We start from the raw sequence: 20410 nt of genomic DNA on the forward strand, positions 1-20410 counted from the left end.
AACTACTTAAATTAAAATAAAATGCAAAATCGATTCTTTATTCCCTTACTCTGTTGTTTATTACTATTTTTTGTTATACCTAGTTTTACTCAACATGGCTTGATAAAGCACAGTTATGCTGAAAGTCGTGATAGTCATCATGGTCAAATTCTGAATATCCAGACTGAAAATAAACCCGCGAATAATATTAATACCTCAAATTCACCTAACCGTTCTGAAACTCAATACCTCGAATATCAACAGATCAGTGAGGAAATATCCGGATTGTCTCAACGTAATGATGCATTTAATGGCTTAGGTCAAAATGTAATTCGTTTACAGTTGCTGAGCAAAAATAGTCAACGCAGAAAGCTTCTTCTATCATTGATCAAGAACCATCAAAAAAGAGCAAACCTCCTTTCTCAACAGGGTATAGAGATCGAAAAAGAACAGCGACAGCAGAGCCAACAACAAGCAATTAATGAAGAAGAGATAGAGGAGTTAACGTCTCAAATTAATGACCCCGCCTTACCATTAACAGAAGAAGAACGCGCTCAATTAGAGCAACAACTAAACCAGAAAGAGCTTAAAAACCAAGAACAAAGAATAGAATTTCAACAAAAATCAATCTTAAACAGTGAACAACTGAAACAACAACAGATACACCATCAATCAGAGAATGAAAAATTACTCAGTGAAGTTAAAAAACAGATTAAATTCATCAACTCAGCCAAACAGTCATTATTAAGTTACCTAAATACAGAGGTAAAAAGCTACACTTCAATGGAACTGGAAGGAAAGTTACTCGCCTTAAAAAATATCGATGATGGCAAGATGTTCCACGCAACGCTATTACGAGATCAATGGCAAAACTATCTTTGGCTAAAAAAATTTGACATTGATAGTCAAAAACAGATAGATACGATAGCCAGTGATATTAAACAGCGTTCAGAGCTACTTTCCGCCTTGCTAAATTATGATTTAAGGCAGAAACAGGTCTATAAAAAACAGATTAGAACCTCAACTCAATCTGAAAAAGGTCAGTTAGAGATGTTGTTGTTGCTCACCAGCCGTAAAATTGATAACCAAACTGCCTTATTAAAATATTATGTTGCATTAGCCGATGAAATGGGAATTGAAACGACCAAATTTAAACAGCAGATTTTTGAATCAACGGGGAATCTAACCGAGGATATTTTAGATATTCAAGTCGCTTACTCAATCATCAAAAACAGTTTAAATGATTTAATAAATTGGTTAACTATTAATGGCCCCTATTTTCTTTTTAAACTTTTTATTTTCATCTCGATTATCTGTTTAGGTAAAATAACAAGTCGACTATTTAAACGGTTAACTCAACGGGCGATCAGCTCAGAAAAGATTAATACTGTGACGGGTTAGTGTAGCAAAAGCATCTTACACGGGTAATTAAATCTGGAAAATATATATAAATCGATTATACTGTATGTATGGTCAGTTATTTTTCTTGAGGATTTATGGCATTTCTAATCAAATCAAGTGACGTTTTTAAAGAGACGGATCTATCCATCAGTGGTACTCAACCTGCAATAACTTCGCTCGGTGAGAATATCGGTTCTTTACCGACACTTTATTCTGAAAATGGCGCTTTCAATAACCAAGTAAATAGCTACTTCTTTTATCTGAAAGCTGTGAAGGCCGCGAAAGACCTTCAACCATGCGCTCAAGGTCTAAAAGACTATTATCAATTTCTCGAAGACAAAAACCTTCAATGGAATATATTCCCCCCTGTTAAACGATTGAAGCCAACGTATTTATTTCGCGCCCATTTATTAAAATTGATTAAAAAGGGAGAGTTAGCGCACTCTACAGCCAGTGTGCGTATGAATATTGTCGTTAACTACTACAAATGGTTAATGCACGATGGTTATTTGAAAGTGAAGAATGAGAAAGAAGCGCCGTTTAAAATGGAATTTGTCTCTATCAAGCGTACAGATATGCTTGCACACACAGCCCCAACCTTTACCGTAGAAACGAGCGATTTACGGATAAAAGTACCACGCGACAGTGACAGTGGTAACATCAATCCCCTTACTCCTTTGAGCCAGCAAGATTTATCCATACTTCTTGAGCAACTGCCTAATGCCTCGGAAGAATTAAGGTTACAAATACTCATTTCGATTGATACAGGACTGCGTATTCAGGAAGTTGCCTCATTGACACTCGATGCGCTAGATATTGCCAAGCCATTTGCAGAGTCAGAACATCGTTATGTCATTACTGTATCACCGCATCGAAATGGTGTTCAGACCAAATTCGGTAAAGAAAGAACGATAGAGGTATCTAAAATGCTACTGGATAAATTAGAGGCTTACCGCACCTCAAATCGACGCTTAAAGCGATTGAACAAGCTTAACGCTAAGTTAGATACGTTTGAAGAATCCACAAAGGGATTGGCTTTTGAAACGGTTGAAGCTTTAGAGTTTTGCCTTAATCACGAGCCATTATTCATTAGTGAGCAAGGAAACCCTGTATCACCCAAATCTATCGAAGCCAGATGGTCAGAGCTAAGAAAACAAATCAAGCAAATCCACCCTAGCTTTGCACATCGCTTTCATAATTTTCGTGCGACGTATGGTACATACCGACTCAGTGACTTGCTTGAGGCGGGACTGCCTGTTGTTGAGTGCATGGAACTACTCATGAGTTGGATGGGGCATAAAAACGAATCAACCACTTGGAAATACCTGCGTTACCTCAAACGAAAAGAGGCATTCAAGGTTAAGTTTGGGCTCTTAGATAGCATTATGCATGATGTATTGGAGATGGATAATGAGTAATGTAACGTACTTGCATGAGTGGGAAGCTGATTTATGTATTCAGCTCAATACTGAAGACAACCGCAAGGCCGACTTTAATCGTTTTCTATTCAAGCATATACCATCAACAGAAGCAATTCAGCAAGGTAAGCCGTTTGAACGAGCCGATAGAGAAGGATTTGCTCTTCAACTTAAATCACGGTTTGATGAGATTATAGACGAAGGTGGCAGTCATGTGAGCTTATCTCATATCTTCAAAAATACATCTGCCTATCTCCGATGGTGTGACAATAATGCCATGGAAGCGTTCACTCAATCTTCGATTGAGGGTTATATGGGGCATGAAAATGAACGAGTGATGTTGGGACAGATAAAAAGCTCAAGTTATGTATCAAAGCGCTCATATTTAGTGACTGTTTTTACTCAATACTTGGAGCTACCTCGCGCATACCTCTCCAATGTTATCGTGCGAGATACGAGTGATAAAGAGTCTTATGAAGCATATACAAGAAGCGACCTCAAGCAAATGCTCCCCTTTTTAAGAGCTTTGTTTAAGCAAACACACCAACAATTCATTGCTGACCCACAAAAGCATATGAGTGCTCATAAAAGCATAGCAACCATGACCTTTCAATGGATGGGAAATGACTATGAGTTAGCAGCGGGAATATCCAAGATGATGTGTTCAGCCACATTCCTAATGGCTTATTACACCTATGCGAATACGGGGGATTTATTTAAGCTTAAACAGCCCGAAAACGCCTCCACAACGCTCGGTGAAGTTTGGTATACGATGCCCGCTTTTAAGCGTAGAGCGTTCAAGACCATTCGAGTAGAAATGGGAGGGCACGAACTTGAAATACCAAAATACTCAATGGAGTTTTTTGACAAGCTATTACACGCATCACGATTAATCTCTCGTGATGAAGAAGCGTTATTACTCCAAACCGTCGTTTTTCAACAAGTGAAACCCTTTAAGACCGCAACATTGCAAAGTTTCCTTAAGAGGTGGATGGAAAAGCACTTTACCTTCACTGACCAAACAGGACGAAGGTTGCGCCCTGTTGTGAGTCGATTTCGAGAAACAGGGGCGCAGCTTACCGCATATCATCAAGGCGAGTTAGCAAACAATATGATGCTTGGAAACACGCCAAACGTTCGCAGCAAGCATTACAGCGAAGGCAATCGGCACAATAACAACGGAATGATGCAAGACACGATGGCGATTCGTCAAGAGCAGGTGAAAAATGGTGTAGACAGTGAGCAAGCGCAAGATAACTTGGGGATTCATGTGCTTGTCATCGAAAAAGAGAATGCAATTACGTTACCTAATCTCAGTCGCACATCGAACGGAGCGAGCTGTGCCACCCCATTTGGTAGTAAGTCAGAAAAATATACAAGGAAAGCGCAGAAGCAAGGTTTAGCCAAGGAGGGAGAACGATTGGCTTGTGCTGATTTGCTCGGATGTTTTGGTTGTCCGAGCCAAGTTGTTGTTCAGTCTGTTAGTGATATCTGGTGTTTATTATCGTTTAAATCCTGTATCGAAGAATCGCTTTACTTGCATTTAGATGCTCACCATTACCGCAACAATTTTGAACAAGTCATCCAGTTTATCGACGCTAAAATTGTGCCTAATATCGATACCACCATCATGAAGCAAGCAGAAGAAAAGCTTAATGATGAGGGGCTTCACCCAGCTTGGGATGAGCCTGAATCGGTTCTTCAACTAATCCCCACTCACAATCAGGAGAGTCAGTAATGTCCAATGCTCATTTATACTCAGTTAGCTTTCCAGAGAAGCATAAAGTACAAGACGTTGATGTCGTCACACTTTACCATGAAGGGCGATTCGAAGAGCTTGATAAAGTGGTGATTTGTCGTGATGAGTCAGGTAAAGCCACCGCTACCTTTGGTGATAGCGATTGGGACTGTACGCCTTTTTCCCGTAAAAAAGAAAAGAATAATTTAATATTTAAATCCCTTGATGAGCATCCAGCACTGCAAAGAGAATTAAAATTATTCACGTATGGGTGGTTATTCAATAAAAGCACACAAGGTCGAAAAGCGCGATCTTTTTCGGGTGTTCGGACAATATTAACGGATACCACTAGAGCTTATACCTACCTTATGGCGCAGAATGGCACTTCTATTCAATTACTATCAAAAACCTCTGTATGGGAAGGGTTTCAGTCTTATTTAAAGGATAGAGAATACGCTCAAGACACAATGGGAAGTACCTTTATAGCCATCAATGCCATTATCAAGTTTGAATCATGGCACAAGGTTTCACATGGTTTTCGTAAGCCCATAGAGAGTGCGTCATTAGCTAAAGCACTTAATCCAGTCGAAGGACAGCAAACCTTCACAATACCAGAGCGTTTGTGTGATGCTATCTATGGTAAAGCCATTAACCTCATTGAAGAGGCGTATCCATTCAGAGATTTAATTGCGCAAATTGAGAATGAACTACAGGAGAACTATCTAAAGGGTAAGCGCATCCTTGATGATAAAGTTAAAAATGGCGCAACGTTCACATTTATGCGGCCTAATGGTGGGATAGATAGTGCAAAATATGCATCTAGAATCCAAAAGAATCAACCTCAAAAGGCAACTGATATTATCGCCCCTCTTGCGCAAAAATTACCTAATACCTCCTTGAAGAATGGCCGTGAATTTCAGCGCTATCTCGGCCAGCTTATCACAGCAAGTTACATTGTGTGTGGCGGGTTTAGTGGTATGCGCGATTCAGAATTAGATAAGCTTACACCAAACAGCTACTACAAAGACCACTTCGAAGGAAGAGATTATCACATGCTTCAATCTCATACTTTTAAGCTTGGTGAAAAGCGTGAAACGTGGGTGACAGCAAGCTCATCAAAAACCGCTATTGAATTAATGACTGCGCTCACAGGAAGATGGCGCAAAGAAGCCAGTTATCCCGATAAAAAATACACGAATACGCTCTGGGTTAATCAAATTGGCCGCTCAACACCACCTAAAATAATAAATGATTGGAATGAGCGCTTACAACGATTCTGCAAGCAGTTTAATTTCACGGTAACGCAAGAGGACTACCAAGAGTGCTTAGACTCCAATCCAAACTCCCAAGAAAAAATTAAAAAATTCGTCAAAATAGGCGAACCTTGGCACTTAACATCACACCAATTTCGCCGCACTTTGGCGTTCTATTGCATCAAAAACCGCTTCGGTACTGCTATTGCACTTAAACAGCAATTTAAGCACCTCTATGTGTCGATGACTGAGTGGTATACAAATGGCGGTAAACTGGCTAGTTATCACAACCTGATGACTGACGATAAAATCAAAGGATTACTTGATAATATCAACACTGAAACCACAGCGAATAAGATATTTAAGCAATGGCATTCTGATGAGACATTATCAGGTGCACACGGAAAAGCTATCATGAAAATGCGTGATGATATCCCTACAATTTATAGTTCTTGGGATTTAATTTATCGAGGTATTAAGGAAGGTAAGCTCACGCTTCATGGCTCATTACATAGCTATTGTAAATCAGGATACCAGTGTGACATGGACGGCGTTATCGCACCACAATTTTGCGTAGATTGCAGTTCTGGTAGCAGCATTATTGATGAACAACAAGCTAAATGGTGGCAACGAAAACATCGTAGCTTGACTGCTTATATAAGTGCAGAGAGTGATGATATCTCAGTCAGTGAACATAGCCATTACGTCACACAAATTAGAGCTGCTGAAATCGTCATGCGAGATTTTGGTATGGATTTCACACCGTTTGAAGCTGAATTAAATATTGTTGAGGTCTAAAAAATGAGTAAAAGTGAAAACACATTAATCACACTAGAAGCGGCACTTGAGCGTATCGCTCAGGGGAAGCCTAAGTACATTCCAGTTACTCGAAAGCTGAGTGTAAGAGCGGTAGAAGAAGAGGCACGACTTGGTAATGGCAGTGGCTATTACTACCCTGAATTTGTTCAAAAGGTAAAGCAAACAAAGACCGATATCGCCAAAGGCAATGGTGAATTTGTCAAACCAGAGATTGATGCGGTTCGTGACAAACTGAATGAGCAGAAACGGATTAAGAGCAACTTTAAACAAAAGCACCAAGAAGCTAGTGATAAACTGGCTTTGATTGCAGCTAACCAACACCACTTAAATGACCAATTGGTAAGAGCGCTGGCAAGAATTGAAGATCTTGAATGTGAAAACGCAGAACTGAAAGGGCAGCTTGTGGAGCTAAGAAGAGCGAAAGTAACCTCAATAAAATAATTGCTAAAAATCTGGAAAGTGGTACATTGAAAACACATTATTTAGGAAAAATAGTTGAAAAACTCCATTTTTCTGGAAAAGGCTCACAAGCCTTACCACACAAAGCTTTCCAGATTTATCCCAGAGTAAGCCCGTTTGGGTAGATTAATACTTCGCAATTGATGAAGAGCTTTTTTATTGCCCTCTCAAGCCGGTTAGTGATGATTATTGCCATTTTAATTGCCCTCTCTCAAATTGGGGTCAATCTTGCGCCGTTGCTCACCGGTTTTGGTATCGCGGGGATTATCATCGGTTTTGCACTACAAGATACCCTTTCTAATTTTGCAGCCGGTATGATGTTGTTGCTTTATCGTCCTTTTGATGTTGGTGATTTTGTTGAGGCTGGCGGAGTTTCAGGAAAGGTCAGCTCGTTAAGTTTGGTTAATACCACCATCCGAACGTTTGATAATCAAGTCATTATCTTACCCAATAATAAGATCTGGGGCGATACGATTAAAAATGTCACCCATGAACGAGTAAGAAGGGTTGATATGGTATTTTCCGTCAGTTATCAAGATGATTTGGAGAAAGTGGAAAGCGTGCTTAATCAAATTTTAAGCGAACATGAAAAAGTCCTTTCACGGCCAGACTGGACCGTAAAACTCCATACCTTAAATCATTCATCTGTTGATTATATTGTTCGCCCTTGGGTTAAAACTGACGATTATTGGGATGTCTACTGGGATGTGACTAAAGAGGTGAAGTCTCGATTTGATAAAAATGAAATTTCGATTCCATTTCCTCAACAAGAGATCCACCTCCATAGAGCAGCTAGTAATTAAAAGCGTGGTTAATCACGGATAAAAAAGCTAAATAAAGAGAGATGCCTCAATCACGACACCGCCACAAAGTAACAGTAAGGCAGCAAAAAGTTGCATCTTATCAATACTCTTTTGGCGTAGTAGGTGTGAAGCCCAAACCGCGACACCCGCAATTAAGCCAATAAAAGAGCAGAGAATTAAGTTTAATACACCATCAAGTTGCTGCTCGGGTAATAGAAGAAGGTAAATTAAAAAAATCAAAATAGTCAGAATCGTCGCAAATATTCCAGCAACTGGCAAAAGTTGGTGGAATGCTTGTAGGCGAGTTCTGGCTATAGTCAATAATAGGTGAGCTCCAATGGCGCCTAACAGGGCAACAAGGGCTAATTGGTATAAAGCATATAACCCATTTCCCATAGAAAATAATGTCACAACCCAAACAATAATACCGGTCAATAGACTGAGCTTATATGCCCATAATGGCCCTATATTTCGCGTTTTTCCGGTTTGAATTTTAATATTAAAAAAGAGTAAAAGTAGAAATGGAATAATCGCAACTATCTGCTCTGTCATTCCTAATAACCAACCCGCTACCAGAATAGGGAGTAATTTGTGAATTCGACCACGCTGCCCTGGACATATTTCACCTTTAGTTAATACCATCAATAAAATAGCTTGGGTTCCAATAAGAAATGGAAATAGTAGCTGTAAAATAAGTTCAAACATTTAGGTTAATATTCATCCGGTTAAATTCATATAATAAGGTGATTATACTTAAAATAATTGAAATGGCTAATAAACAGAAAGTGAATGAGACCCCATGAGTATAGGATCATTATATGATTGGAGGCGAACAAGTGACGCCAACAAATTAACAACGTTAAGTCTAAAGGGAATGAATTTGGGCTAATAAACATAACCGATAATCGAGCAGATACACGTATCAAGAGTACGGATACAGTGCAACACTTCATATCAAGTTATACCTCTTTATTAATATAAGAAACTATTAATTCACCTTTAGTTATCACTTCACCCTCAAATATCGCAACAAACAAAAACAATACAATTAACATAAGGAGGTAATTGCATATCATGATCACACTATTGCTTATTTAATTAGTTTCACTTCCATTTATTTAGTAACCTTAATACCAATAAAGGGGTATTAACCCTAATAAAAGATTTTTTATTTATCATTGAAGGAAGTGCTCATTATGTTAGAGCTATTAATTGGTCTAGCCGTCACCGTTGCGGTTGGTTATTTTATAATCAAAGGTTATAAAGCAACCGGTATTTTATTAACTGCTGGTATTTCATTACTTATTATTGCTGGCCTAATTGGTCATTCAGTATTACCAGCAAAAGTTGCTTCAACAGGCAATATTTTAACTGACTCCCTAGAGTTCGTTAAATATATGCTGAAATATCGTGGCGGCGGTTTAGGTATGCAGATCATGCTACTTTGTGGTTTTGCGGTATATATGACTCATATTGGTGCAAACAATGTTGTAGTAAAACAGTTTTCTCGCCCATTATCGGTCATCAAGTCACCTTATGTCCTATTAGTTGCCGCTTATATCGTTGCTTGTCTAATGTCACTTGCAGTAAGTTCTGCAACGGGTCTTGGTGTTCTATTAATGGCAACACTATTCCCAATGATGACAGCAATGGGGATCTCACGCCCCGCTGCGGTTGCAATCTGTGCATCTCCAGCTGCGATTATCCTATCTCCAACCTCAGGTGATGTTATTGTTGCAGCAGAAAATGCAGGAATGCCTCTACATGTATTCGCCGTTGAAACAGTTCTTCCTGTTTCTATCTGTGCGATTATTGCAATGGCTGCTGCCGCTTTCTTCTGGAACAAGTATCTTGATAAGAAAGACAACACGCCAATGGAGAAGGTAGACCTTTCAGAGATTGAAGTTAAAGCACCTGGTTACTATGCTATTTTGCCTTTCCTTCCAATTGTTGGTGTATTTCTATTCAATGGTGAGACTATCCCTGGTCTTAGCCTAGATATCTACACGATTGTAATTATCTCAATTGCTATCGGTGCGGTTGTTGAATTCATTACTCGTCGCTTCAATGGTAGAGAGACAATTGAAGGTTTAGAAGTTTGTTACGCGGGTATGGGTGATGCATTCAAGAGTGTTGTAATGCTTTTAGTGGGTGCAGGTGTCTTTGCTCAAGGTCTAACGTCTATCGGTGCTATCGATAACCTAATTGGTCTTGCACAGTCAGCTGGTGCCGGTGGTTTCGCACTAATGTTACTTCTTGTGATTCTAACTGCCGCAGCAGCAATCGTAACGGGTTCAGGTAATGCACCATTCTATGCTTTCGTTGAGCTAGCGCCAACACTAGCAGGTAAAATGGGTCTTAACCCTGCATTCCTAATTATCCCAATGCTTCAGGCGTCAAACCTAGGTCGTACTATTTCTCCAGTATCTGGCGTTATCGTAGCAACATCGGGTATGGGTAAAATCAGCCCATTTGAAGTAGTAAAACGTACTTCAGTTCCTGTATTTGTTGGTTTAATCACTGTGATTATCGGTACTATGGTTCTTGTCCCAATGTACCCACATTAAGAATAAGTTATCTTTATTTGAATAAACTAAATATTCAATAAGAAAGCGTTAATCATAGAAAAAATAAAAAGCATCCGTTAGTTCGGGTGCTTTTTTATTTAATCGTTATCCCCTTCATACTTGAAGTTATGTAAGTTACTATCTTAGTGAAAGTAAAGACTGAGTTCATTCGCCCCAATAAGATAGTGCACCTATACTCATGGCGGTTCACTTGCTTGCCGCTAACTAGCAACTCTAATTATTTTAGGTCTATCGAAGTTAATTTGAAAATGATTAACGTTGATTTTGATATTAATCAATTGAGCCGATTAATCTAGTTTTTCGCTCTGAAATCGTCACTAACAAATAATCTACATAACATTTAGTTTCCTTCTTATAGTTGCACTCTTAAAAATGTCAGGTAGAATCGCTACGCAAACGATAAAATGAAGAGATAATAGGGTTAAAATACCAAAAGCTATCCGTTCTAATTCCATCTCGTTTTAACCTAACTTAATAAAATAAATATAATAGAGTAATTTATGGCGACCATTAAAGATGTTGCAAAAATGGCTAATGTCTCTACGACAACGGTGTCTCACGTAATTAATAAAACCCGTTTTGTAGCTGAAGAGACTCAAAAGCGCGTACTAAAAGCAGTAGATGAATTAAATTATGCGCCAAGTGCTGTGGCTCGTAGCTTAAAATGCAATACCACTCGTACGATTGGTATGTTAGTAACCGAATCAACCAATTCATTCTTTGCAGAAGTTATCGCGGGTGTTGAGCGTTACTGTTATAAGAATGGCTATACCCTAATTTTATGTAACACGGAAAATAGTATTGAAAAACAACGCGACTATTTAAGAATGTTGACAGAAAAACGCGTTGATGGCTTGATTGTTATGTGTTCAGAGCTAGATAGTCACTTATTAACGATGCTAGATCGTCATGAGCACCTACCCATGGTTGTGATGGATTGGGGTCCAGAAAGTCCACATACCGACAAAATCATTGATAATACTGAGCATGGATCTTATTTAGCGATTCAGCACCTGATTGATATGGGACACCAAAAAATCGGTTGTATTACAGGACAAATGGATAAATTAACCTGTAAAGAGCGGATGAATGGTTTCTATAAAGCAATGAGTGAAGCAGATATTACGATCAATGACTCATGGTTAATTGAAGCTGACTTCTTATGTGATGCCGCGAGCCAAGCCGTTGATAAATTGCTAGAGCAGACTGAACGTCCAACGGCAATTTTTGCCTTTAATGATGTTATGGCACTCGCAATCATTAGTCGCCTGAATCAAAAGGGTATTTCAGTCCCTGAAGACATCTCTATTATTGGTTACGATAATATTGATCTTTCAGCCTATTTCTCACCACCGCTGACGACAGTTCACCAACCTAAGCGACGTTTAGGGAAAACTGCGGTTGAATTACTATTCCAACGGATGAAAGATAAAGATCACGAGAGTCGAGTCTTTACTATGGAACCAGAGCTTGTTGCACGTCAATCCGTCAAGAAGCTAAACTAATCATTCCAAAACCATCTAAATCTAAAATAATTGGCGTTGCTAGTTGCTAGTAGGTGGCAAGTGAGGCCCCATGAATATAGGTGTACTATATGATTGGGGCGAGCGAGTGCAGCCATTATTGTTATAAACCTAGCCTAGCGACGTCAAGTATCAAAGGTATAGAGGCACTAAAATCATTGTGTCTCTATACAGCATCCAATTTTACCACTAACCTTATCCTTATAATATTTTGATTTTAAGGATAAAAGATGCGTATTGAGACCAATGAAAAACTCTCATGGACAATAAAACCCCTCCTTTGGTTGCAGAAACGTCATTATGGCACTGTCTTAAACCCTGCACTTCTTTGGGGAAAAAAGCCGACCTTATTTTGGTTAGTTGCTACCTTTTTTGGTTTCTTAGATCGAAAGATGTCACCGATAGATCCTAAATTGCGCTCTCTAATCTGTGTTCGTGTTTCCCAACTCAATGATTGTGCTTTCTGTATCGACACTAATGGTCAAAAAATGGTGGAGCGGTATGGTTCAGAAGAGCAAGCTCACGCTCTGGCTGAATGGCACTCTAGCGCCCTTTTTAATCAAAGAGAGCAAGCGACCTTACATTATTTAGAAGCCATGACAATCACGGGTAATAAAGTAACAGATCAACATATATCTGATTTAAAACAGTGGTATAACGAGGATGATATTGTTGAGTTAACGGCGCTAATTGCATTTCAAAACCTCTCGGCTAAATTTAATACCGCCCTTGATGTTCCAGCCCATGGTTTCTGTTCTCTTCCAACCCCAAATAATTCACCATCAAATCATCAGTCTTCCAATCATTCGATTAGAAATACCTCATCAAAAAACAGTCATACAAACAAAACCTAAAGCACTATCCATCTTTTATTAAAGATTATATTTTCGCTCTAGAACACGGATAATGAAGACTTAATTATTATCACTTATAAATAAAATTAATAAACAATTGAACTAAACAGTTTATTAATGTTCAATACAGTTACAAATAGTTATAATTATTAACACTTACAGGGAATATAAACACGGATGAACAGTAAAAAATTAATGACCTTTGGCGTGATTATCGCCGTTATCGCCTGTTGGTTTATATTTGACCTTAACAGCCTATTCTCTCTTGAGTTTGCAAAACAACAGCAGTTGAACTTACAACAAACTATTATCGATTCTCCGTTGATCTCAAGTGTGACTTATTTTGGCTTATATATTTTAATGACGGCGCTCTCTCTACCAGGAGCAGCTATCTTAACCCTTCTTGGAGCTGCTCTTTTTGGCTTTTGGTGGAGCCTTCTTCTCGTCTCATTTGCCAGTGCGATTGGCGCAACCATTGCTTTTCTGCTTAGTCGTTTTCTACTTAAGGATTGGGTACAGAGTAAATATGGCCATCGTTTAAAAACCATTAATCAAGGTATCGAGAAAGATGGTGCATTTTATCTATTTACTCTACGTTTGATTCCGGTATTTCCTTTCTTCTTAATCAACTTATTAATGGGATTAACACCGATAAAAGCGGCGACTTATTACTGGGTGAGCCAATTAGGGATGTTAGCGGGTACGATGGTTTACTTGAATGTCGGTACACAACTTGGACAAATTGACAGCTTAAGTGGTTTAATCTCACCAACCATTCTTCTTTCATTAGCACTCTTAGGCATTTTCCCTCTGATTGCGAAAAAAGTGATCACTCTGTTCCAACAGAAGAAAGTTTATGCTCAGTGGAAGAAACCAACTCAATTTGATCAAAACATGGTGGTTATTGGTGCTGGCTCAGGTGGATTAGTGAGTGCTTATATTGCCGCTGCGGTAAAAGCGAAAGTAACACTGATTGAAAAACATAAAATGGGCGGTGACTGTTTAAATACTGGTTGTGTTCCCTCTAAAGCTCTCATCCGTATTGCTCACTCGGCAGCTGAAGTCAAAAAGATGAAAAAGTTCGGGATTGAAAGCACAATATCCAATGTCGATTTTCAGCAAGTGATGGGACAGATCAAACAGGTGATTAAAACGGTTGAACCCCATGACTCGATTGAGCGTTATACAGAACTAGGGGTTAATTGTGTGACAGGTGAAGCTAAGATCCTTAATCCTTGGCAAGTCTCAGTCAATGGCGAAACACTCACCAGTAAAAATATTGTTATTGCTACAGGTGCTCGTCCTTTTATTCCTCCTTTTACCGGACTAGATCAGGTGAATTATGTCACTTCAGACACAATTTGGGATCTTGAACTCTTCCCTAAAAAGCTATTAGTATTAGGCGGTGGTCCAATTGGCTCTGAAATTAGTCAAAGTTTCTCTCGATTAGGCGCTAAAGTGACTCTGGTTGACCGTGGTGACCAGCTACTTAATCGAGAAGATCAAGATGCTGCAGAAATTGTACGTCAACATTTAGTCGAAGATGGGGTCAATGTATTATTAAATCATGAAGTAATAAAATTTGAACAACAAGATGGTATTCAAAAAGTCTATTTAAAAACCAATCGTTCAGAGCAGTATGCTGACATTGAGTTTGATTATGTAATGATTGCCTTAGGTCGTGCCGCAAATACCAAAGGCTTTGGTTTAGAAGAACTCGGTATTGAGACTAACAACAATGGCACCATCTCTACCAATGAGTATTTACAGACCAAATATCCAAATATTTATGCTGTAGGAGATGTCGCTGGTCCATTTCAGTTAACTCATGCTGCCAGCCATCAAGCTTGGTACGCAGCGGTAAACTCACTATTTGGCTCGTTAAAGAAATTTAAAACTGACTACTCTGTTTTGCCTGCGGTAACTTATACCTCTCCTGAATTAGCTCGTGTTGGGATTAACGAAAAAGAGGCAAAAGAACAGGAAATTCCTTATGAGGTTACGCTTTATCAACTGGATGATCTGGATCGCGCGATAGCCGAAGATGCAACCGCCGGTTTTGTTAAAGTACTAACGGTGCCCAATAGCGATAAGATATTAGGGGCGACTATCGTCGGTCACTTGGCTGGAGAGTTATTGGCTGAGTACACCTTAGCGATGCGCCATAACTTAGGTTTAAATAAGATTCTTGGCACTATTCATCCTTATCCAACGATGAGTGAAGCGAACAAATATGCAGCCGGTGTTTGGAAACGTTCACACGCTCCAGAAAAAGTATTACTATGGGTACAGCGTTTCCATCAATGGCAACTTCGCGCTAAAAAATAAAATAAAAATAAACGAATTTATAGGTAAAAGATATGACAAGGAACGTTATAGATAGCCAGAAAACGACATCTATCCGTCATAACTGGTTTGAAAGGTTAATGCTATTAATCATCGCTGCGACACTCTCATTAGGCTATTCGGGCATCAGTTTAGCCGCTGAACCTCAGACAAAAGACTGGCAAACTATTGTCAACAGTTCTCGAGGTGAAACGGTTTATTTTAATGCTTGGGGTGGAAGTCAAGAAGTCAATCAATACCTACGTTGGGCAAGTAAAGAGATCAAATCGCGCTATGGTATAACCCTTAAGCACGTTAAGGTTGCAGATATCTCTGAAACAGTCCATCGTCTCTCTGCAGAAAAAGTGGCAGGCAAAAATAGCCAAGGGAGTGTTGATCTTGTTTGGATGAATGGAGAACACTTCTATTCATTAAAGCATCAACATCTACTTTTTGGCCCTTTTGTTGATCAATTACCGAACTGGCAATTTGTTGATCAAACCTTGCCGGTTACCGAAGATTTTACCGAACCAACAGAAAATCTTGAAGCACCTTGGGGGGTTGGACAGTTAACCTTTATTTATGATCATGAGCAACTGACCATGCCACCGAATAGCTTTGTTGAGTTACTTAATTACGCTCAAATAAATAAGGGAAAAATTAGCTACCCACAGCCTCCAGAGTTCCACGGTTCAAGTTTTTTAAAGATGGCTCTCATTGATCTCACTGAAAACCCAGATACCCTGTATCAACCTGTTGATATTGATAGCTTTCAGAAAGTAACAAAGCCACTTTGGCACTATCTTGATCAGCTTCATCAAGTTGCTTGGCGAGAGGGGAAACAGTTTCCACAAAGTAGCCCTCAAATGATCCAGTTATTAGATGACGGTGAACTGGATCTTGCGATCACCTTCAATCCTAATGCAGCCGAAGCAGCGATTAATAGCGGTAACTTGGTAGAGAGTGCCAAGAGTTATGCTTTTAGCTCGGGTTCATTAACCAACATTCATTTTTTGGCGATCCCATGGAATAGCTCAGCCCCCGATGCGGCACAAGTCGTTATTAATTTTTTAATGAGTCCAGAAGCTCAAGCAAGAAAGGCAGAAAGTCGTTACTGGGGAGACCCATCGGTACTCAAAAAAAGTGCCTTTAGTGACAAACAACCACAATTTAAACTATTTAAATCCATCCCTGAACCTCACCCTAGCTGGCAAGCGGCAATCGAGGTTGAGTGGCTCAAGCGTTACGGCAAGTAGATAAAATAAGATACTTAAAATAATTGACGTTGCTGCTAGTAAGCGAATGTAAATCATTACTTTCAAAAATCTAGCCTAACTATACCCAAAGTAATTGGCGTTGCTAGTAGGCGGCAAGTGAATGAGGCCCCATGAGTATAGATTTTCTATATGATTGGGGCGAATGAATATCGCCAACAACCTAGCAACTTCAAGTAAGAAGGGTATATGGATAATCGAACAATAAAGGGATTTCAAGAATGATACCTGTCATGCTGATGATAATTGCAGTAATCTGCTTTTTACCTCTGATACCTGGGGTAATCGGTGTCATTGCGCCTGCTATTGGTTGGTTACCGGCGTTAGGTCTCAATGAGTTCTCATTTGCTGCTTGGGAAACACTTTTTGACTGGCCAACTCTCTCTCATGCTACTTTTTTAGCCTTGTTTATCGCTTTTACAAGTACACTATTGGCGTTAACCATTGCTTTTTTAGTCCTCTATTTCCACTGGCAAAAGAGAACATGGCGCTGGATTGAACAGTTGTTAGCGCCTTTAATCGCATTACCACATATTGCGTTTACTATTGGCTTACTATTTTTATTGTCACCCACTGGCGCTATTTTCCGCTTTATTAACACCATATTTGAAACGGAAGTGAACGCTCATTGGTTATTTGTCCAAGATCAGTATGGAATTGGAATGATCATTGCCTTAGCGATGAAAGAGGCTTTTTTTATTCTACTCGTCTCTGTTCCTGTCATGAAACAACTTAATGCCACTAAATTAATTGCAGCAACAACCAGTTTAGGCTATCACGTTAGTGCATGTTGGCTAAAGATTATCTTACCGCAATGGATCCGTCATATCCGCCTTCCTATTGCCGCGATTGCGACATTTAGCCTATCGGTTGTCGACATGACGATGATTATTGGGCCGACTCACCCCGCGCCTTTAGCAACACTAATTTGGCAGTGGTTAAATGAACCCGATCTCACTTATTTACCTCTAGCAGCAGCAGGGACTTTATTTCTCTTTTTTATCGCTTGTCTACTTTTATTCATTCTCAGAGCCCTAGAGTTTCTGCTATTCCAACGTCAGAACAGTTGGCTTATCATGGGACGTCGCCAATACCCAATTTGGGGGCGCTCTTTGCCTGTTGTGATCTTTTCTCTTCCATTTATTTCAATGGTTATTCTCTTTATTTGGTCGTTTTCTCTACGCTGGCGTTATCCAGATCTATCTCCAAGTCGTTGGTCTACTCGATTCTGGCAACAGGAGTGGTCAGCGGTTAGCGAGCTAATATCCACCAGCTTAATCATTGCTATAGTTTCAACCAGTATTGCACTCTTATGTGCGATTGGTTGCCAAGAATTACGACACAAGACAGGGAAAAGTATCCCAACATGGCTAATTGCACTGCCTTTAGTGATGCCACAATTGGCGCTTCTATTTGGCTTTCATGCTGCAACCTTAAACTTCCCATCTATTGACTATATATATTGGGTTATTTGGTCGCATATTATTTTTGTTTTCCCGTACTGCTATCTAACGCTACAAGGCCCATGGCAATCTTTTGACTTACGCCTCATTCATGTCGCCAAGAGCTTAGGTAAAAGCCCAGCTCAAGCGTGGTTTAAAGTGAAGCTGCCTCTGTTACTTCCTGCTATCTTATCGGCATTTGCGATTGGAGTGAGTGTTAGCTTAACTCAATATTTACCGACACTATTATTAGGTGCTGGCCGAGTCACCACCATTACCACGGAAGCGGTGGCTTTAACCAGCGGTCAAGATAGACGAATCATGGCAATATATGGTTTATTACAAGGAGGATTACCATTACTGTTTTTCTCTGTATCTCTCTGGGTAAGTCACTTGATTCCAAAACTCAGCCAAAGAAAAAGTAAAAATATTTCAACCAATAAACTCATCACTCATTCTGCACATTAAAAGTTAACGAACAATGACATTAAAAATAGATAGTTTAATTATTACCGGTGCAGAAAGAGCACTTTGTCACCCAATCAATATCACTGTGCAACCTGGTGAGATAGTGACCTTAATGGGCTCAAGTGGCTGTGGCAAGTCAACGCTGCTTGCCGCGATTGCCGGCCACCTTTCGCCTTATTTTAACACTCAAGGCGAGATCTCATTAAATGGGCAATCACTACTCAATTTAAGTCCTGAAAAGCGAGAAATTGGGATCCTATTTCAAGATGACCTACTATTTCCTCACCTTACAGTTTGGCAAAATTTAGCATTTGCAATTCCTGATAGCGTCAAAGGAAATGAGAGACAACAAATTGCACTTGATCGATTAACGCAACTTTCATTACTTGAGCACGCAGATAAACTCCCTGACCAATTATCAGGTGGCCAGCGAGCCAGAATCAGTTTGATGAGAATGTTATTGTCTGAACCGAAAGCCATTCTTCTGGATGAACCTTTTAGTAAGCTCGATAGTTCATTACGTAGTTCTTTCCGTACTTTAGTGTTTCAACATATAAAAAATAGTGCAATCCCGACATTGATGGTGACCCACGATGTGCAAGATATTCCTGAAAATGGACATTGTTTACAGTGGCCAACTAATAAGTATGAAGAAAGTAGAGGTGTAACATGTTAGATCGTTGGAGTATTCAAGTAATTAAATCCCCTCTCGCCATCGCGGCAAAGCAATTAGATCGTGCTGGTTTTACTGCCAATCAAATCACAGTGATAGGTTTTATTATTGGTCTGCTTGCCTTGCCCGCTTTAGCCTATCAACATTACCTTTTAGCATTAGTGGCGATTATTTTAAATCGAATTTTTGATGGTTTAGATGGTGCATTAGCAAGGCGACAAGGGATCACCGATTGTGGCGGATTCTTAGATATTACCTTGGATTTTATCTTTTATTCACTGATCCCATTTGGTTTTATCATTGCAAACCCAGAACAGAATGCAATTGCCGGTGCCTTTTTGATCTATGCCTTTATTGGAACAGGTAGTAGCTTTTTGGCTTTTGCCATTATGGCAAGTAAGAAAAAAATTGATAATCCCGTCTATAAGAACAAGTCACTCTATTACATTGGTGGGTTAACGGAAGGGACAGAAACGATTACCTGTTTTGTGCTGTTTTGTCTCTTTCCTAGCTACTTTGTTATATTAAGCACTATCTTTGCAACATTATGTTGGATAACAACAGCAAGCCGAATTTGGGCTGGGTATCAGACATTGAAAGAGCCGAAACTAACACAACAATCAACCGCTTTAAATCAACCCCATTAGTTTCGATGCATATCCCCTCTACTTGGGGTATATACCTAAAATACTTGGCATTGCTAATCGGCGACAAGTGAGTGAGGCTCTATGAGTCTAGGTGTACTGTACAAAGTAATTGGAGCTGCTAATGGGCGGCAAGCAAATGCAGCCAACAACCTAGCGACTTCAAGTATGAAGAGAATAACAATGAAAACAAAAAAGCCTCTGTCATGAAAAATATCAATGACAGAGGCTTATAAATATTGCTATTACTCTTTTTCTGCGGCAATCACAGAAATTTCAACCAGTAGTACATCACGAGCCATGCTTGCTTCAACACACGCTCTTGCTGGTGCATAACCTTCTGGAACCCAGTTATCCCAAACGGCATTCATTTCAGAAAAATCTTTCATATCTTTAATATAGATCGTGGCAGACAAGATATTTTCGCGAGAGCTTCCTGCTTGGATCAATAGCTCATCGACTTTTTCAAGCATAGAAGACGTCTGCTCAGTAATACCTTGAGTTGCATCCTTACACACTTGTCCACAAAGATAGATAGTCCCATTATGCTTAACAATTCGGCTCATTCTTTGCTTAGTTTCAAGGCGTTCAATCATTTTACTCTTCCTATTGTTTTTAGTTTAATAATCTTTTTTTATTTAATCACTTGTATTTATAACAAATTTTTAATCAAATATCTTTTAAGATCATAAAATATTTCCTAGCAACAAGGATAAAAATATTATTTTATATTAGTGTGGGAATTAATT

15 protein-coding genes and 1 pseudogene are annotated in these 20410 nt (G+C 39.4%); 14 read left to right on the plus strand and 2 right to left on the minus strand.

All coding sequences use genetic code 11. The annotated features are described in order from the left end of the window. Positions 1 to 21: 21 nt before the first annotated feature. From L0B53_RS16470 to L0B53_RS16495, 6 genes and pseudogenes are all read left to right on the plus strand, one after another. Entirely contained in the window at positions 22 to 1380 is a 1359-nt protein-coding gene (locus tag L0B53_RS16470) for a hypothetical protein (RefSeq protein ID WP_235060682.1), read from the plus strand. 95 nt (positions 1381 to 1475) lie between these two features. Further along, positions 1476 to 2798, plus strand: coding sequence for a site-specific integrase (locus tag L0B53_RS16475; protein ID WP_235060683.1), 1323 nt, complete (start codon positions 1476 to 1478; stop codon positions 2796 to 2798). After that, entirely contained in the window at positions 2791 to 4536 is a 1746-nt protein-coding gene (locus L0B53_RS16480; protein WP_235060684.1) for a hypothetical protein, read from the plus strand. Before L0B53_RS16475 ends, L0B53_RS16480 begins: the two co-directional genes overlap by 8 nt. Further along, a complete protein-coding gene (locus L0B53_RS16485; RefSeq protein WP_235060685.1) occupies positions 4536 to 6587 on the plus strand; it encodes a hypothetical protein in 2052 nt (683 codons plus the stop codon). Before L0B53_RS16480 ends, L0B53_RS16485 begins: the two co-directional genes overlap by 1 nt. 3 nt (positions 6588 to 6590) lie before the next feature. Next, positions 6591 to 7049 (plus strand): hypothetical protein, encoded by a 459-nt coding sequence (locus tag L0B53_RS16490; RefSeq protein ID WP_235060686.1) that lies wholly within the window; start codon positions 6591 to 6593, stop codon positions 7047 to 7049. A gap of 143 nt (positions 7050 to 7192) precedes the next feature. Then, positions 7193 to 7870, plus strand: a pseudogene (locus L0B53_RS16495) (mechanosensitive ion channel family protein); the annotation flags it as partial. A 27-nt stretch (positions 7871 to 7897) separates the two neighbouring features. On the opposite strand, the gene L0B53_RS16500 reads toward L0B53_RS16495, so the two are convergent. Beyond that, the gene (locus tag L0B53_RS16500; protein WP_235060687.1) at positions 7898 to 8575 is read right to left on the minus strand and encodes a hypothetical protein; all 678 of its coding nucleotides are present in this window, start codon (positions 8573 to 8575) and stop codon (positions 7898 to 7900) included. Positions 8576 to 9066: 491 nt separating this feature from the next. Between L0B53_RS16500 and dcuC the strand changes: the two genes are divergently transcribed. The 8 genes from dcuC to L0B53_RS16540 all read left to right on the plus strand — a co-directional run bounded on the left by dcuC (position 9067) and on the right by L0B53_RS16540 (position 19664). Continuing rightward, positions 9067 to 10437: an anaerobic C4-dicarboxylate transporter DcuC gene (gene dcuC, locus L0B53_RS16505; protein WP_235060688.1), complete on the plus strand. Its 1371-nt coding sequence runs from the start codon at positions 9067 to 9069 to the stop codon at positions 10435 to 10437. 521 nt (positions 10438 to 10958) lie between these two features. Then, positions 10959 to 11963, plus strand: coding sequence for a substrate-binding domain-containing protein (locus L0B53_RS16510; protein ID WP_235060689.1), 1005 nt, complete (start codon positions 10959 to 10961; stop codon positions 11961 to 11963). 248 nt (positions 11964 to 12211) lie between these two features. Further along, complete coding sequence (locus L0B53_RS16515) at positions 12212 to 12835, plus strand: carboxymuconolactone decarboxylase family protein (protein ID WP_235060690.1); 624 nt, start codon at positions 12212 to 12214, stop codon at positions 12833 to 12835. Positions 12836 to 13012: 177 nt separating this feature from the next. Then, positions 13013 to 15163 (plus strand): dihydrolipoyl dehydrogenase, encoded by a 2151-nt coding sequence (gene lpdA / locus L0B53_RS16520; RefSeq protein WP_235060691.1) that lies wholly within the window; start codon positions 13013 to 13015, stop codon positions 15161 to 15163. Positions 15164 to 15261: 98 nt separating this feature from the next. Further along, a complete protein-coding gene (locus L0B53_RS16525) occupies positions 15262 to 16416 on the plus strand; it encodes an ABC transporter substrate-binding protein (RefSeq protein ID WP_235062278.1) in 1155 nt (384 codons plus the stop codon). A 251-nt stretch (positions 16417 to 16667) separates the two neighbouring features. Continuing rightward, on the plus strand, positions 16668 to 18344 hold the full coding sequence (locus tag L0B53_RS16530) for an ABC transporter permease (RefSeq protein WP_235060692.1): 1677 nt from the start codon (positions 16668 to 16670) through the stop codon (positions 18342 to 18344). 13 nt (positions 18345 to 18357) lie between these two features. Further along, the gene (locus L0B53_RS16535) at positions 18358 to 19020 is read left to right on the plus strand and encodes an ATP-binding cassette domain-containing protein (RefSeq protein WP_235060693.1); all 663 of its coding nucleotides are present in this window, start codon (positions 18358 to 18360) and stop codon (positions 19018 to 19020) included. After that, complete coding sequence (locus tag L0B53_RS16540) at positions 19014 to 19664, plus strand: CDP-alcohol phosphatidyltransferase family protein (RefSeq protein WP_235060694.1); 651 nt, start codon at positions 19014 to 19016, stop codon at positions 19662 to 19664. Before L0B53_RS16535 ends, L0B53_RS16540 begins: the two co-directional genes overlap by 7 nt. Before the next feature lie 242 nt (positions 19665 to 19906). Here the strand turns inward: L0B53_RS16540 and L0B53_RS16545 are convergent, their stop codons facing one another. After that, a complete protein-coding gene (locus L0B53_RS16545) occupies positions 19907 to 20257 on the minus strand; it encodes a RidA family protein (RefSeq protein ID WP_235060695.1) in 351 nt (116 codons plus the stop codon). Between the last annotated feature and the right edge of the window lie 153 nt (positions 20258 to 20410).

Source organism: Vibrio sp. SS-MA-C1-2, from assembly GCF_021513135.1.
Lineage (GTDB): Bacteria > Pseudomonadota > Gammaproteobacteria > Enterobacterales > Vibrionaceae.

Coding starts and splice junctions, on each gene's coding strand:
- L0B53_RS16470 (WP_235060682.1), top strand. CDS start 22: ATGCAAAATCGATTCTTTATTCCCTTACTCTGTTGTTTATTACTATTT.
- L0B53_RS16475 (WP_235060683.1), top strand. CDS start 1,476: ATGGCATTTCTAATCAAATCAAGTGACGTTTTTAAAGAGACGGATCTA.
- L0B53_RS16480 (WP_235060684.1), top strand. CDS start 2,791: ATGAGTAATGTAACGTACTTGCATGAGTGGGAAGCTGATTTATGTATT.
- L0B53_RS16485 (WP_235060685.1), top strand. CDS start 4,536: ATGTCCAATGCTCATTTATACTCAGTTAGCTTTCCAGAGAAGCATAAA.
- L0B53_RS16490 (WP_235060686.1), top strand. CDS start 6,591: ATGAGTAAAAGTGAAAACACATTAATCACACTAGAAGCGGCACTTGAG.
- L0B53_RS16500 (WP_235060687.1), bottom strand. CDS start 8,575: ATGTTTGAACTTATTTTACAGCTACTATTTCCATTTCTTATTGGAACC.
- dcuC (WP_235060688.1), top strand. CDS start 9,067: ATGTTAGAGCTATTAATTGGTCTAGCCGTCACCGTTGCGGTTGGTTAT.
- L0B53_RS16510 (WP_235060689.1), top strand. CDS start 10,959: ATGGCGACCATTAAAGATGTTGCAAAAATGGCTAATGTCTCTACGACA.
- L0B53_RS16515 (WP_235060690.1), top strand. CDS start 12,212: ATGCGTATTGAGACCAATGAAAAACTCTCATGGACAATAAAACCCCTC.
- lpdA (WP_235060691.1), top strand. CDS start 13,013: ATGAACAGTAAAAAATTAATGACCTTTGGCGTGATTATCGCCGTTATC.
- L0B53_RS16525 (WP_235062278.1), top strand. CDS start 15,262: ATGCTATTAATCATCGCTGCGACACTCTCATTAGGCTATTCGGGCATC.
- L0B53_RS16530 (WP_235060692.1), top strand. CDS start 16,668: ATGCTGATGATAATTGCAGTAATCTGCTTTTTACCTCTGATACCTGGG.
- L0B53_RS16535 (WP_235060693.1), top strand. CDS start 18,358: ATGACATTAAAAATAGATAGTTTAATTATTACCGGTGCAGAAAGAGCA.
- L0B53_RS16540 (WP_235060694.1), top strand. CDS start 19,014: ATGTTAGATCGTTGGAGTATTCAAGTAATTAAATCCCCTCTCGCCATC.
- L0B53_RS16545 (WP_235060695.1), bottom strand. CDS start 20,257: ATGATTGAACGCCTTGAAACTAAGCAAAGAATGAGCCGAATTGTTAAG.